Raw genomic sequence first — 15,184 nt, forward strand, 5'->3', positions numbered from 1 at the left:
AGCCCCCAGTCCCGGTTCATCGAAAATGAAGGAACAGGAAACCATAAAAATAAATCAGCAAAGGAGCATGTCTTATGAAAAAACAGACAACCGGAATTCATCATATTACGGCGTTTGCCAGAAATGCTCAGGAAAATGTAGATTTTTACGCAGGGGTATTGGGTATTCGTCTCGTTAAAAAAACGGTTAACTTTGACGCCCCTGAGGTGTATCATTTTTACTTCGGCAATGAAGCGGGCAGCCCGGGCACCATTATGACATTCTTTCCTTGGGAAACGGGACGAAAAGGGCGGGTCGGCGGCGGGCAAGTTGGCGTAACCACTTTTGTCGTGCCTGTAGGCTCCATGGATTTCTGGGAAGAACGGTTGCGAACATTCCATGTATCAACGACTCGTGAAGCAAGATTCGGGGAACAGTACGTGCGTTTCTCGGATCATGACGGGCTGCATCTCGAAATCGTGGAACGGGAAGAGGGCCCGAACAGCAAATGGTCTTTTGGCGGCGTTCCCGTCGACAAGGCGATTAAAGGCTTCGGGGGAGCGGTGCTGTATAGTATCGATCCGAAAGCAACCGCCCAATTGCTCGAGAATGTGATGGGTCGGAGCCTGCAGCGCCTACGCTCATTCCTCGGATATCCGTCGATTGGGAGCAGTACAGTCACCAATTGATGCGTTCCGGGTTAACGCGGCCGCTTGTAGGTTAAAGAATATTCTCGATTAGGGGTGACACGATGCTGACTATCTATCCGGAGACGCAAACAGAGCGGGAGAATTATAAGCTGCTCATCGGCAGCATTATTCCAAGGCCGATTGCGTTCATAACGACGCTGTCCAGGGATGGGGTGCTAAATGCAGCGCCGTACAGCTATTTCAATATCGTCTCGGCCAATCCTCCCATGGTATCCGTATCCGTTCAAAGAAAGAACGGCATATACAAAGATACTTCGAGAAACATTATAGAGACGGGATCGTTTGTTGTTCATATTTCGGATGAGGATTACATTGAAGCGATCAATCTGACGGCGGCCAATCTTCCGCCCGAAGAAAGCGAGGTAAGCTTGGCTAAGCTTACTTCGCTTCCAAGCAAGAAGATTGATGTGCCGGGCATAGCAGAAGCCAAAATCCGCATGGAATGTACGTTGGAGCAATCGATTGCGCTTGGGGGCACTCCTTCGTCCCCCGCATGCGATTTGATTATCGGAAGAGTTGCGTGCTTCCATATTGCGGAAGAACTGTACGAGAACGGCCGGATTGATGCACGCCAATTAAAGCCCGTAAGCCGACTCGCTGGCCACAACTATTCGAAGTTGGGCGAAATCTTCACGATTGAGCGACCTGAATAATTCATCCAGTGTTGCTCTTGCGAGGCTCCCCATTGGGTATGCAGGTTGCCATCTTATCGCCTGTTGCTGGGTTGGCCGCTTTTTTTCGGAGGCGCTGCCGGAGGTATAGTAATCCGACGTTGGCCTTATCGGACGGCCGCACAGCTCTCCCGTATCATCAGCTCCGTCGGAATAATGACCTTCTTGCTGATAGCGCGCTTCGTCCGGATGCGCTCGAGCAGCAGTTCCAGCGCCGTGCGGCCCATGAATTCGCTGTGGAGCTTCACGGTCGTCAAGGATGGCGTCATGAACTGGGCGACGGTAATATCATTGAAGCCGGCGACGCTGATATCGGCGGGCACCTTCAGCCCCGCTTCCCGAAGCGCCCGCACCGCGCCGATCGCCATCGAATCATTTGCGGCCAGCACCGCCGTGAAGCGAACGCCCGCTTCGATCAGCTGGCGGGTCAGCCGGTAACCGTCTTCTGCGGAGAAGCGCCCGATGCGGACCCGATGCGGGTCATACCATCCCCGCTTCTGCATCCACCGCTCATACGCTTCTTCCCTTCGATCCGCGCCGTCATATCCGTCGTCGTCCCGCCCGCCGATGTAGGCGATATCCCGATGGCCCAGGCTGTGCACATACGCCAACATCTGCTCCATCGCATCGCGAAGATCCGCGATGACGATATCGAAGCGGTTGTCCCACGGCACCGGCTCGACGAAGACGAGATTCGGCGTGACGGCCGCAAGCCGGCTCACCTGCTCCTGCCGCACCGGCCCGATGACGATATAGCCGTCAGCCGCGCCGCTGTCCAGCTCCAGCTCGTCCTGGAAGCCGGCGAACCATTGCACCTGATACTCCCGTGCCGCCGCCTCGATCGCCAGACGCATCGTCAAATAATAAGGATCGTTCAATTCCTCGCTGCGCGGGTACGTCATCAGCAGCCCGACGGTCGCAGCTGCGGCCGATTCCCCGGGCGAAGCGGCGGATTCCTCTGTCCGCGCCCCCCGCTTGTGCTTCGTATATTCCAACTCCTCCGCCACTTCGAAGATGCGGCGCCGCGTCTCCTCCGACACGGAGAGCGTCTCATCGTAATTCAATACTCTGGATACCGTCGAGACGGATACCATCGCCTTCTCCGCGATATCCTTCAATGTTGCCATCCCGTTCACTCCCTGTCTATAAGCCTGCTATCCCTCATTGTACTTCGATATTTAGTAAATATACAATCATTTTAGTAAATAATTTGCGGTTGCCGCGGCATACAAGCAGACAACCCGCTATCTAGAGGATAGCGGGTTGCGCGGCTGCTTACAATATGATTTCCTTCCCTTTGCGGGCATCGGAGATGAGTTTATTGGAATAGACGGACAGCTTCAGCTTCAGATGGAACGGCTCGAAGCCGCAGCGGTAGCGGGCCAGCTGGTTCTGTCCGCATGAATTGGAGCCGAGTCCGTTCTGCTTGTCGTCCAGGTTCAAGACGATATAGTCGCGCTTCTGCAGATCGATGGTATGCTTGGCCGCGTCCAGATCGCCGGCTTCATAATAGGAAGCGCTGAAATCAACGCCCGGATACCCAACCGCCATCAAGCCGATGCCGTACCGGTCCGCCAGCCGGACCCAACGGGTCTCCGTATGATTGCCGTTCTCCTGCGGCGTCACGTACGGGGTGAACATGCCGTCCACCGTCTGTTCGAATACGCCGAACCGGTTCGCTTCCTTCGAGTCGGCGTACGATTCGCCGGGGCCGCGCCCGTACCATTTCGCGAACTCGCATTGCTTGTTGATCTGGAGCTTCACGCCGATGCGGGGCAGCATCTCCGGCGCATTGTGAAGATGGCCGCCGGGAACGCCCCGCACCTCGAACAGGACGTCGCCGTTCCCATAGATGCGGTACTCGTACACCGACCGGTAATGCCATGAAGCGTTGGTCGGGGCGTTCATCGTATGCACCCGGACATGAACACACTCTTCCCCGCACCTCTCGAAGGCGACTTCCTCCACGACTTCGTGCATCAGATGAAGGAAGGTTTTCTGCTTATAGTCGGCCACCAGATACATGTCATTATCGATCGCCGCCCGCCAGAACTGGAGCCGGGGACCGGCTTCGACCACGCGGCAGCCATTGTACGTCCAGGAGGCGATCTGCCCCTTGACGGTATCGAACGTAATGGCGAAGTCCTCCCCCCGCACGATCAGCTCGCAATGACGCTCCTCCAGCTCCAGCAGGCCCGACGGCCGCACCATGACCGCCTCCGCTGCCAGCGGCAGGAGGAATTGGGCAGTGGCCACCTCATGTCCCCGGGAAGCCCAGGCCGTGTCCCGATTCAATACATAGGACAGGTTAAGATAATAATCGGTGCCCGCCTCCGGCTCTACATCGTCGAGCGAGTAATCAAGCGCAAGCTCCCGTGCCGACCGGGCGGCAATGCCGGCCACCGAAGCCCGGCCCGTCCGGATCGCTTCTCCGTCCTTCACGATGCTGTAGAACAGATCGAGATGGTCGAGGGAGGCGAAGTCGTATTTATTCTCGCAGCGGATAATGCCCCGCGCCAGATCGACCTCGGCCGTTCGCACCGGCTCGATGACCTTCTTATACTCCAGCAGGCCGGGCGACGGCGTTCGATCCGGCATGACCAGGCCGTCGATGCAGAAGTTGCCGTTCGTCGGATCGTCGCCGAAGTCGCCGCCGTAGCGGTAATAGACCCGCCCGTCCTCCGCTGCGGTATGAATTCCGTGGTCGATCCATTCCCACACGAAGCCGCCCTGCAGCTTATCATGCGCATCGAACAAATCCTGATACTCGCGCAGATTGCCCGGACCGTTCCCCATCGCATGCGCGTATTCGCATAAAATATGCGGCTTGTCCGAGTTCTCGATAATATGCTGCATCGTTTTCCGCTCCGGATGCTCCAGCCAGGTGTACATCGTCGAGTAGACATCCGTCACTTCCGCCTCCCGATCCCCCTCGTAGTGAATGAGACGCGTCGGATCGAGCTCGCGCGCCCGGGCCGCCATCGCGCGGAAGTTGCAGCCGAAGCCGGACTCGTTGCCAAGCGACCACATGATGATGCTCGGATGGTTCTTGTCCCGCTGCACCATCCGCTCCAGCCGGTCGACATAGGACCGCTCCCATGCCGGGTCGTCGGAGATCCAATTGTAGTCCCCCGTCAGCTCGAAGCCGTGGCATTCCAGATCCGTCTCATCGATGACGTATAAGCCATACTCGTCGCACAAATCGTACAAATACGGGGAGTTCGGATAATGCGCCGTCCGGACCGCATTAATGTTATGCTGCTTCATCAGCTTGATGTCCTGCTCGATATCGTCCCGCGACACGACTCGGCCGGTCAACGGATGGGCGTCATGGCGGTTAACGCCTCTGAACTTGATCGCTACGCCGTTGACGGTGAAGGTGGAGCCGCGCCGCTCAATCTGGCGGAAGCCGACCCGCTTCGGAACGACCTCGATGATGTCATTCCCCCGCTTGACGGTCAGCAGCAGCGTATACAACTCCGGCGTCTCGGCGCTCCACAGCTTCGGCTGCGCAACTTCCGCCTCGAACCGCACTTGCTCCGCTGCCGCCGGCACCGCGCCTTCCGCCACCATCCGCTGCCGCTCGTCCAGCAGCTCGTAGCCGAGCGTGAAGTCCTCGCCGGGATGGCGAAGCTTGGCCGTCACCTGCAAGGCGCCTTCTGTATAGGTGCCATCCAGCGCCGTGACGATGGCCACATCCTCGATGCCGCTCCGGGGCTGGACATACAGATCGACATCGCGGAAGATGCCGCTCAGCCACCACATGTCCTGATCCTCCAGATACGTTCCATCCGACCATTGGTATACGCGGACCGTAAGCTGGTTCTCCCCCGCCCGCACGAAGCCGGTAATGTCGAACTCGGACTGCAGGCGCGCGCCCTTGCTGTATCCGACCTCCGCCCCGTTCACCCAGAGGTGGAAGGCCGAATCGACGCCATGGAAGCGCAGGATGACCTGCTGCCCGTCGCGCAGCCATTCCTCGCCAATCCGGAAGGAACGCTTATAAATGCCCGTCGGATTATCGGTCGGCACATAAGGCGGATGGATCGGAAAGTTGTACCACAGATCCGAGTAGTGCATATTGCCGTACCCTTGCATCTGCCAGTTGCCCGGCACGCGGATATCGTCCCAGCCGGCCGTGTCATACTCGGCGGCCTCGAAGCCGGGCGGCGAATATTCCGGCGCGGGCAGGAAGAGGAACTGCCAGATGCCGTTCAAGCTTTTGAAATGATGCGTATACGCCGGCTCGCCCGTCAAAGCCCGTTCCCGGCTTGGATAAGAGTAGAAATGAGCTCTCGCCTCCATCCGGTTCCGGTGGGCGATATCAATGTCTTCCCATACTTTTCTGCGACGCATAAATGAACCCTCCCCCATAAGATTGATCAAGCGGTGATCGTAAACAGAAGATTCCTACAAATTCCGCCTTCACAACGTAAAACGAAAAACCTGAAATAAGTTCGCTCTTATCATCGGATACACAGTAAATGTATCACTGAAGTAAAACAAAATCAATTTATTTTACTAAAATATTTACTTCGAAATTTGACAAAATTGTCTAGGGTACGTCAATTTATTTTACTAAAATTCAGCGGCTGAGCAGTCCATTTTCACTTAAATGATGAGAAAGGTCGAAAGAAGGAAAGAAAATGAGGGAGAAGAAACAGAACCGGAGGATGACAAAATTCCGCAAAAAAGAGGAAGAAGCGAGGAACGGCTTCTTCCGAATAGTGTCCCGATTAGTGTCCGGCCCGCCCGAGCACGAAGCTGATGAGCAGAATCGCGAGCACGAGTGCCGTGATGCCCGCGTATACCTTGTCGCCCTCCTTGAGGAAGACCAGAATGGACACGGCGACGCGGAAGACCGGGGTTAAAATAAGCAGAAGAAGCCCGAGCGATATAAATGCATAGGGCTTGAAGCCGGCCACTCCTGCGGCGACGCCGGCAACGGTTGTCGGGAATCTGGCGTCCGGATACCCGCTCTCGCCCGTTGTGAGGTAGAGAAGCAGCCCGAAGGCAATGAACAGCCCCGCCGCCACTACGCCGATCCGCAGCAGCCGGCTGACCGTCAGCTCGACATCTTCCGCCTTCGAATTCATATCCAGCCCACCCCCTGCAGAATCATTTCAATGGCGACATAGCCCAGAATCGGTATGAACAGCAGCCTGATCGTGCGGCTCTTCAGCTTCTGCATCAGACGCGCTCCAAGCGTTGAGCCGGCCAGGACGCCGATAGCGACGGGAGCGGCAATGCTCGGGTCGATATCCCCGCGGAAAAAGTAGATTCCGGCGCTCGCCGCCGCAGTCACCCCCATCATGAAGTTGCTGGTGGCGCTGGAGACCTTGAGCGGAAGCTTCATAAATACGTCCATCGCCATCACCTTGAAGCTGCCGCTCCCGATGCCGAGCAGGCCGGAGATAACGCCAGCCGCGTACATGACGCCGAATCCGCCGTATACATTGGCCACCTGATAATCAACCTGCCTCCCCAGCGCTTTATCATAGTACGAGCCGTTCATTCTCAGCTTGGCCGCGAGCGGATGCGTCTTCGCATTCTCGGGAAGCTCGGTGTTCACCTTCTTCACCATGCCATAAGCCGAATTCAACAGGAGCAGGCCGAACAGAATGAACAGCACGTTCGGCGCGATCAGGTTCGCGACGAAGGCCCCCGTCACCGCCCCTATCGTCGTCGCCACCTCCAGGAACATGCCGACCCGCAAATTCGTCAGCCGGTCGCGCAAATACGCAATCGCCGCCCCGCTGGATGTCGCGATGACCGAAATGATGCTGGCTCCGATCGCATACCGGATATCGACATCGAACAGAAGCGTGAGCGCAGGCGTAATTATAATGCCGCCTCCCAGGCCGAGTATGGCCCCTACGGTGCCTCCGACCAGGGAAATGAGCAGCAGTTGTAGCGTCGTCATGATCATTTCATCCGATGCCCCTTTCGCTCCCCTATCCCCTTAAGATGTCCCATAAGATGCCAAGGAATGCGAAATCACCGCTCTTTTCCATGCCCAAAAAGCGCCGCGCCTGTCGGCCGCAGATCGGAGCAAGGGAGCAATCGGAATCGGAGAACGCTGATCAATACGACAAGCCGGCACGCGAACGTGCCGGCTTGCCGTCTTGTTGATTTACTTTGCGTGTGCGGCGTTCAACGGTTCATTATCGGAGAACAGATCCGGATTGGCCTGGAGCATCCGCGTCAGCACTTCCGTCAGCCTCACGGTATCGCAGATCCGCACTTCCGCATCGCCGAACCGTCCGAGCGTCATCGCGCCTTCCTCTCGCAGCACGTCATCCACCTTCCAGAAATGCTCCGACCAGTTCAGTCCGCAATGTCTGCGCGACGGAACGGAGATGGCGGTTCCATCGGGAAGCACCGTATAGAGCTGCTCGCGCTCCGCGGTCATTCTTCCCGGAATATCCCCCCACTCCTCAATGCCATGGATAAACGTATTGCGGCGCAGATCGACGCCGACCAGCATAATCGTGGCCTGGCGATCGAGCAGCTTCCCCCAGGCGGATCCGCGGGCGCACGGCGTATCGAACCGTTCGTCACCGGCCGTGAACGCTGCGGCATCACGCCCAAGAGCGGCGACCGAATGAGTTGGATGCCAGGATCGAATGACGCCTGGCCGCTTGCGGAATCGTTCCGGCAGCATGCCAATGCATACCGGAGTATTCTCGACGTCGAACCGCGGATTCTCCGCATTGATGTTGGCCCAGGTATGCGTCGGCAGCACCAGCAAACCTTCCTCCATATAAGCCGACAACGCATCGAGCACCGTATCCGGGCCGCCCTCCACGCCACCAATGCTTTTGTAGGAAGAATGCACCAGCAGCGTGCCCTGCCGATCAATTCCGAGCCGCTCCAGATCGGACATCAGACTGTGTATCGTATGCATACTCTCTCCGTCTCCTTCTCTGATGTTATGCCTCCCGCTGCTCTTGCGGCCCGAGAGGAAGCCACTCCAGCACATCCTGGATACGGGCATCCCAATACTCCCACGTATGGTCGCCCGGGCCTTCGCTATAGGTATGCTCGAAGTCGGTGCGCCGAACCGCCTCCCGGAAGCGGAGATTGTCTTCATAGAGGAAATCCTCCGTCCCGCAGCATTGGAACAGCTTCGGCTTCGGTCCCGGATGCCGGTCCGCCTGCTCCAGCAAACGGAACAGATCGTTCGGCGTCCCGGCGATGCCGCCTTCGCCGTAGATCAACCGGGCATCCTCCCGAATGCGCTCCCGCAGCGCGGGGGCGGCGACATCCAGGCTGCCCGACAGGCTGGCCGCGGCCGCGAATCGCTCCGGATAGGAGAGCGCCCATTTCATGGCGCCATATCCGCCCATCGACAGGCCGGCCACATAATTGTCCTCCCGCTTGGCGGACAACGGGAAGAAGCTGCGGGCCTTGGCCGGCAGCTCCTCCGTCAGGAACGTCCAATAGCGCAGCCCATGGGCCATATCGGTATAGAAGCTGCGATGAACCTGCGGCATGACGACCGCGATGCCCTTCAAGGCGGCATAGCGCTCGATCGACGTGCGGCGAACCCAGATCGTATGGTCGTCCGACAAGCCGTGCAGCAGGAACAATGTCTTATGAACCTCCGTCGATTTGACGTTGTTCATCCCGTATTGTCCCGCCGTCGTCTCCGGCAGGATGACTGTCATCGCCGTGCTTAAACCCAGCACTTCCGAGAAATAATTGCAGGTAAGCAGTGCCATTCGTTCCCCTCCCTAATCCAGACCTAACATCATCTGCTATGTACAGTCCTTTGCTTTATTCTCATTATAGTCCCTTCCCTGGCAAAAGGTAAGCAAGCGTTTTCCAGCCATAACCTGACTGCGGGAACCCGCATTTTGCGTTCATCGTCTGGAATTTAACCAAATCCCGCTTCTATTGGAACGAAATACTGCACCAGAGCAGCTTTTTATCTATGACACGCCGAAAACATCAAAAAAGACGCACCCGAAGGTCAATGTCATTAAGTTTAGCTCAAAGACAAGAGCCGAAAACATAGGAATCTGAAACGGCATGGGAAAAGACCCTGTGCCGTTTCTTTTTTTGTATACAAGCAAGGAAAAAAGTGTACAGCAAACAAAGCGGACGGAATATCCGCTTAAAAAAGTGTTCATGTGAAACGAATTATGCTACTCTATAGACGAAGCTAACAACTGATTTGTAGCGTATTTTGCGCGTATTCTGCTGCCCTGGGCGAACGGGTCGAATCGGCAAAATGTTTTTGCGGATCAGTGCTTCAACATCGGGCGGGGGTTCATCGTGCCGTGAGCGCAGGAAATGTCTACAAACGTGAACGGCAACCGTGAAGTTGACTTGGTATGGGTGCCGTTTATCCATTTGGGAAATGACGACGTGCGAGGTCATCATTTCAGCGAAATTGTACATGATCATTCTTGCGAAAATCTCTTGGGTGATGGACTCTCGTCTCTTTGCGTGAAAATTCGTCAGACCGACGGTGTACTTTAATGCCCGGAATGAAGTTTCAATGCCCCATCGCCTGTTATACATAGACTTGATTTCATCGGGTGGGAAATCAGCGGCAGAAAGATTCGTAATGACGGTCTCAAAAGCGCCACTCGGCAGGACGAAACGAACAACCCGAAAGGAAATCGGGTAAAACAAGTTCTCATGCAAATCCAAAAAATCAAAGGTTGACGTGGAAGGAACGAACTTGTAAATCTCGGGATTAGCCTTGACCTCTTTGGTTTGTTTTTTGGTGAGTGTCAGATGAATGTCCCGATCAAACTCTCCGTCAACGGGCAAATGCAATCCCGAAAGAATACCATTGGAATTCAAATCCTTTACCCGGATGACATAGCTCCACCCTTTGCGTTCAAGATGCGCAAAATTGTTGTAACTTTCATAACCTCTATCGGCAATCACAATGGTTTTTCCCTTGATCGGGGAACGGTCGACCATGGTCGCCAGCGCCCTTCCCTCGTTGCACAACCTTCGTGGCTGAACAAGGGCATCCACGTACAGTCTGTTGCACAAGTCATAGGCAGCGTTCAAATGCAGAAGGTTATAGCCTTTCGTGTTCGGTTGACTTTGAAAATAGGTGTCCGTGTCCGCAGAGTCTGTGGCGATATGTAAATCCGAACCGTCAATGGCAAGTAATCGATATCCTCGGTAGTCCTTGATATCGGTAACCGATTGCGTAAACTCGTGAAACAAGAATTCCAAAGCAGACGGCAGAATTTTATTCCGCTGTTGGACAAAAGCAGAAGTGGTTGCAGTGTTTACGTCATAGCCTTGTGATTCCAAAAGTTCCTTATATAGGCTGTTCCCTCCCATGGAGATAAGGAGTTGCATCACCGTTTCAAAAGAAAGCTTTTTCTTTCGGGTAAAGTCTTTTTCAGGATTTTTGACATAAGGTGCTGGTTCGGCTGACATTTCTCGTATGAGGGATGTCAGCGTTTTTTTAGCGAATTCGCATACTCATTCATGGACGTGGCCTCCTCGTGTTTCAAGGGTCTTCGCCACACATATCCATCTACCTGTTAAGTCTTGATTTTCTTTTGAAACAAAAAAAGAGCGGGCTATCTTTTCGATAACCTGCTCTTGTGCTTGATTATGGTTTCCGCGCCTTATCTTAATGACATTGACCCGAAGGTGCGCCTTTGCTCAGCAGTGTTACCCGACATCGACTAGACGACCGGTAAATTGGCTGTTGTACAGATCCGCATAGAAGCCGCCCTGCTGCAGCAGTTCCTCATGCGTGCCCTGCTCGATCACGGATCCCTGATTCATGACGAGAATCAGATCGGCATCCCGAATGGTAGACAAGCGGTGGGCAATAACGAAGCTGGTGCGGTTCTTCATCAGCTCCTGCATAGCCTTCTGGATGTACAGCTCCGTCCGCGTATCGACGCTGCTCGTCGCTTCGTCCAGAATCAGTATCGCCGGATCGGCCAGAATGGCGCGGGCAATCGTCAGCAGCTGCTTCTGGCCCTGCGAAATATTCGATGCTTCCTCGTTCAGCACCGTATCGTATCCATCCGGCAACGTGCGGATGAAGTGATCCGCATGCGCGGCTTGGGCCGCCTGCACGATCTCTTCTTCCGTCGCGCCCAAGCGTCCGTAAGCGATATTGTCGCGGATCGTGCCGTTGAACAGCCACGTGTCCTGCAGCACCATGCCGAACAGGCTGCGCAGATTGCCGCGCTCCATGGCGGTAATGTTGACGCCGTCGATCGTGATCGCTCCGTCGTTAATCTCATAGAAGCGCATCAGCAGGTTGATCAGCGTCGTCTTGCCGGCCCCGGTCGGCCCGACGATGGCGACCATCTGTCCCGGCTTGACGTCGATGTTCATATCGTCGATCAGCACCGCATCTTCCTTGTAGCCGAAGCGGACGTGATTGAAGCGGACTTGGCCCGCCGGATGAGCAATCGTCTTCGCCGGAGACGCCTCCGGCACTTCCTCGGCTTCATCCAGCACTTCAAATACCCGTTCCGCCGAGGCGACGGTAGATTGAATGATATTGGCAATATTGGCGGTCTGCGCAATCGGTTGGGTGAACTGCCGCGCATATTGGATGAACGCCTGAATATCGCCAATCTGGATGGAGCGCTGGGTAACCAGCACGCCCCCGACCACGCAAATGAGCACATAGCCGATGTTGCCGATGAAGTTCATGAGCGGCATGATCAATCCGGAGATGAATTGCGCCCGGAAGCCGGACTCATACAGCTTTTCATTGATGCCGTCGAACGCGGCCACCGATTTTTCCTCATGCCCGAAGGCTTTGATGATTTTATGGCCGGTATACATTTCCTCGACATGGCCGTTCAATTCCCCAAGGGACGTCTGCTGCCCCTTGAAGTGCTTCTGCGAACGCTTCGCGATCACGATCGTGACGACGAAGCTGAGCGGCAGTGTCAGCAGGCAGATCAGCGTCATCAGCGGGCTGATGGTCAGCATCATCACCACGACGCCGACCAAGGTCACGATCGAGGTAATCAACTGCGTCAAGCTCTGCTGCAGCGTGCTGCTGATGTTATCGACATCATTGGTCACCCGGCTTAAAATCTCGCCATGCGTCCGAGCGTCGAAGTATTTCAGCGGCAGCCGGTTCAGCTTGTCATTGACCTGCTTGCGCATCTCGTACACAATATTTTGCGCCACGCCGGCCATCAAAAATTGCTGAAAATAGCTGAACAGCGCGCTAACGACATACAATCCCATTAATTTAAGCAGAATATTCCAAATAAAAGCAAAATCAATAGCGGTTCTTCCCATCAAGCTCTCGAACAGCGAGGTGGTGGCCTCCCCCATAATCTTCGGGCCGAGAATCGTGAAGACGGTACTGAGTATCGCCATCACCAGGACCGCGATCAGCTGATATTTCCGCGGCTTCAAATAGCCGACGAGCCGCTTCAGCGTGCCCTTGAAGTCCTTCGCTTTTTCCATGGGCATCCCCATCGGCGGCCCGCCCATCGGGCCCCTGTGTCCGCCCGCTTTTGGCCGATTATCTCTACTCATGCGATCTCCTCCTCTGACAGCTGGGAGGATACAATCTCGCGGTACACCGGACACGTCTCCATTAATTCGCGATGCGTGCCTATTCCCGCGATCTTCCCTTCATCCAGCACAATGATTCGATCGGCATCCATCACGGTGCTGACCCGCTGGGCGACCAGCAGAACGGCCGCATCCCGGGTCTCCGGCCGGAGCGCCGCGCGCAGCTTCGCATCGGTCTTGAAATCAAGCGCCGAGAAGCTATCGTCGAAGATATATATTTCCGGACGCCGCACCAAGGCCCGAGCAATCGACAGGCGCTGCTTCTGCCCGCCGGATACGTTCGTTCCGCCCTGTGCGATCGGAGCGTCGAAGCCTTCCGGCATATGAGAGATGAATTCCATCGCCTGGGCAATCTCGGCTGCATGCTTCACCTCTTCGCCGGTCGCATCCTCCTTGCCATAGCGGATATTGTCCGCCACCGTTCCCGTGAACAGCACGGCCTTCTGCGGCACGAGTCCGATCTTCTCCCGCAGCTCCTCCTGCTTCCACTCCCGGACGTCAACGCCATTCACCCGGATACTGCCACTCTCGATATCATAGAAGCGCGGTATCAAGCTGATTAGCGTCGACTTGCCAGCCCCGGTTCCGCCTATAATCGCGGTCATCTCTCCCGGACCGGTCTCGAACGAGATATTCGACAGGGCCGGCATCTCTGCCCCCGGGTAACTGAAGGTAACATTGTCGAATTGTATATGGGCCCGTTTGTCGGCCGATGCCCGTTTCGGCTCTGCAGGATCGTGAATCTCCGGCTCCATGCTGAGCACTTCGTTAATCCGGGCCGCAGACGCGGATGCTCTTGGAATCATCACAAAAATAATGGAAACCATAATGACAGAGAACATGATTTGCATTGCATATTGAATAAAGGCCATCAAGGAGCCGACCTGCATGCTGCCGTTGTCGATCCGGATGCTTCCGAACCAGATGATCGCGATCGTCGAGAAATTCAGGGTGATCATCATGATCGGCATCATCGACGACATAATGCGGTTCACCTTCAAGGCCGTGCCGGTCAAGTCGGCATTCGCCTCGTTGAACCGTGTCTTCTCATGGTTGATCCGGTTAAAGGAACGAATGACCCGGATTCCAGTCAGATTTTCGCGCAGGACAAGGTTCAGCTTATCCAGCTTCTTCTGCATCGCCTTGAAGAGCGGAATCCCTTTGCCGGCTACGGCAAAAATCGCCAAGGCCAGCACCGGAATGACGACCGCCAGCACGAGCGTCAGCTTCGCATCCTTCGACACCGCCATAATAATGCCGCCGATACACATCATCGGCGCGCTGATCATCATCCGGAGGATCATGACCAGCACCTGCTGAACCTGGGTAATATCATTGGTCGTCCGCGTAATCAGGGATGCCGTCCCAATCTTGTCGAACTCCTGCAGCGAGAAGTTCTCCACATGGGTGAACAAGCGCCGCCGCAGATTGCGGCCGAAGCCGGACGCCACCTTCGCGGACAAGTAGCTGCCCCCGATGGCGCATAACGTGCCGCCTGCGGCGACCAGGAGCATCCACCCGCCCATTTTCCAAATATAAGCCGTATCTCCGCTAACAATGCCGATATCGACGATATCCGACATCAGTGTCGGCAGATACAGCTCGGCCAGCGACTGGAAGAAAACCAGCCCCAGCACGAAGGCCACCGGAAGCCGGAACGGCTTCAGGAAGCGGAATAATTTCATCATTCATGATCATCTCCACTCGTGCGCTTCTCTATCTCCCTCCAAGGGATTGGAGGATTGTCTTGAAAATACGTATGCACTTTGGTGAGCAGCCCGGCCAGCTTCTCGCTGTCCTCCTCACCCAGGTACTCAATCAACCCGTTGAAATATTCCGTCATGACGGCTTTCGCCTTTTTCGTTACCGCGATGCCTTTGTCGGTCAGCGCAATCCGTATGACCCGCCGATCCTCGGGATCGGCGTTCCGGGTGACGAGCCCTTTGCTCTCCATGCCCTTGATTAGTTGCGTTATCGTCGGTGAAGTGACATGCAGCATGTTGCTGATCTCGGACACCATCAGCCCTTGCTTCTCCCGCTTCATCGAACGAATGAGAACCATCATGACATGCAGCTCGCTCGGCTTATGTCCTTCAATCGAACGGCGATGCCATTCCGCCTTGTTGAACAGCTTGAAGGCCCTCATCAGCCGCTCGGTTGTCGTTCCCTCCTCATGCATCTCGTTTACCCCCTCGTTACCTAAAATTCAAATTAATTAGGTAACCTATTTATTTGGTAACCTAATTATATTTTCGCAGCTAACCGATGTCAAACTCCAAA

The 15,184-nt window shown here is 55.5% G+C and carries 11 protein-coding genes and 1 pseudogene; 2 read left to right on the forward strand and 10 right to left on the reverse strand.

Annotated elements, in window-relative coordinates; genetic code table 11:
- Positions 1-74: 74 nt before the first annotated feature.
- Positions 75-599: pseudogene (locus tag NNL35_RS01520) on the forward strand (VOC family protein); the annotation flags it as partial.
- A 131-nt stretch (positions 600-730) separates the two neighbouring features.
- On the forward strand, positions 731-1,342 hold the full coding sequence (locus NNL35_RS01525) for a flavin reductase family protein (RefSeq protein ID WP_006680078.1): 612 nt from the start codon (positions 731-733) through the stop codon (positions 1,340-1,342).
- 125 nt (positions 1,343-1,467) lie between these two features.
- On the opposite strand, the gene NNL35_RS01530 is transcribed toward NNL35_RS01525, so the two are convergent.
- The 10 genes from NNL35_RS01530 to NNL35_RS01575 all read right to left on the reverse strand — a co-directional run bounded on the left by NNL35_RS01530 (position 1,468) and on the right by NNL35_RS01575 (position 15,083).
- Positions 1,468-2,487, reverse strand: coding sequence for a LacI family DNA-binding transcriptional regulator (locus NNL35_RS01530; RefSeq protein WP_006680079.1), 1,020 nt, complete (start codon positions 2,485-2,487; stop codon positions 1,468-1,470).
- Between the two features lie 148 nt (positions 2,488-2,635).
- The gene (gene ebgA, locus NNL35_RS01535) at positions 2,636-5,716 is read right to left on the reverse strand and encodes a beta-galactosidase subunit alpha (protein ID WP_006680080.1); all 3,081 of its coding nucleotides are present in this window, start codon (positions 5,714-5,716) and stop codon (positions 2,636-2,638) included.
- 380 nt (positions 5,717-6,096) lie between these two features.
- Positions 6,097-6,456, reverse strand: a complete 360-nt coding sequence (locus NNL35_RS01540) for a DUF1634 domain-containing protein (RefSeq protein WP_006680081.1) — start codon at positions 6,454-6,456, stop codon at positions 6,097-6,099.
- Positions 6,453-7,289 carry a sulfite exporter TauE/SafE family protein gene (locus NNL35_RS01545; protein ID WP_006680082.1) on the reverse strand — a complete coding sequence of 279 codons (837 nt, stop codon included), beginning with the start codon at positions 7,287-7,289 and terminating at the stop codon, positions 6,453-6,455. The genes NNL35_RS01540 and NNL35_RS01545 overlap by 4 nt, the downstream gene beginning before the upstream one ends.
- A gap of 204 nt (positions 7,290-7,493) precedes the next feature.
- Positions 7,494-8,267: an AAC(3) family N-acetyltransferase gene (locus tag NNL35_RS01550; RefSeq protein WP_006680083.1), complete on the reverse strand. Its 774-nt coding sequence runs from the start codon at positions 8,265-8,267 to the stop codon at positions 7,494-7,496.
- A gap of 25 nt (positions 8,268-8,292) precedes the next feature.
- The gene (locus tag NNL35_RS01555) at positions 8,293-9,084 is read right to left on the reverse strand and encodes an alpha/beta hydrolase (protein ID WP_006680084.1); all 792 of its coding nucleotides are present in this window, start codon (positions 9,082-9,084) and stop codon (positions 8,293-8,295) included.
- Positions 9,085-9,505: 421 nt separating this feature from the next.
- Positions 9,506-10,774 (reverse strand): IS4 family transposase, encoded by a 1,269-nt coding sequence (locus NNL35_RS01560; protein WP_254552861.1) that lies wholly within the window; start codon positions 10,772-10,774, stop codon positions 9,506-9,508.
- 240 nt (positions 10,775-11,014) lie between these two features.
- Positions 11,015-12,865: an ABC transporter ATP-binding protein gene (locus NNL35_RS01565; protein WP_006676228.1), complete on the reverse strand. Its 1,851-nt coding sequence runs from the start codon at positions 12,863-12,865 to the stop codon at positions 11,015-11,017.
- Positions 12,862-14,592 (reverse strand): ABC transporter ATP-binding protein, encoded by a 1,731-nt coding sequence (locus NNL35_RS01570; RefSeq protein WP_006676227.1) that lies wholly within the window; start codon positions 14,590-14,592, stop codon positions 12,862-12,864. The genes NNL35_RS01565 and NNL35_RS01570 overlap by 4 nt, the downstream gene beginning before the upstream one ends.
- On the reverse strand, positions 14,589-15,083 hold the full coding sequence (locus tag NNL35_RS01575; RefSeq protein WP_006676226.1) for a MarR family winged helix-turn-helix transcriptional regulator: 495 nt from the start codon (positions 15,081-15,083) through the stop codon (positions 14,589-14,591). Before NNL35_RS01575 ends, NNL35_RS01570 begins: the two co-directional genes overlap by 4 nt.
- Positions 15,084-15,184: the final 101 nt, after the last annotated feature.

It is taken from the genome of Paenibacillus dendritiformis (assembly GCF_945605565.1).
GTDB classification, from domain to species: Bacteria; Bacillota; Bacilli; order Paenibacillales; family Paenibacillaceae; genus Paenibacillus_B; species Paenibacillus_B dendritiformis_A.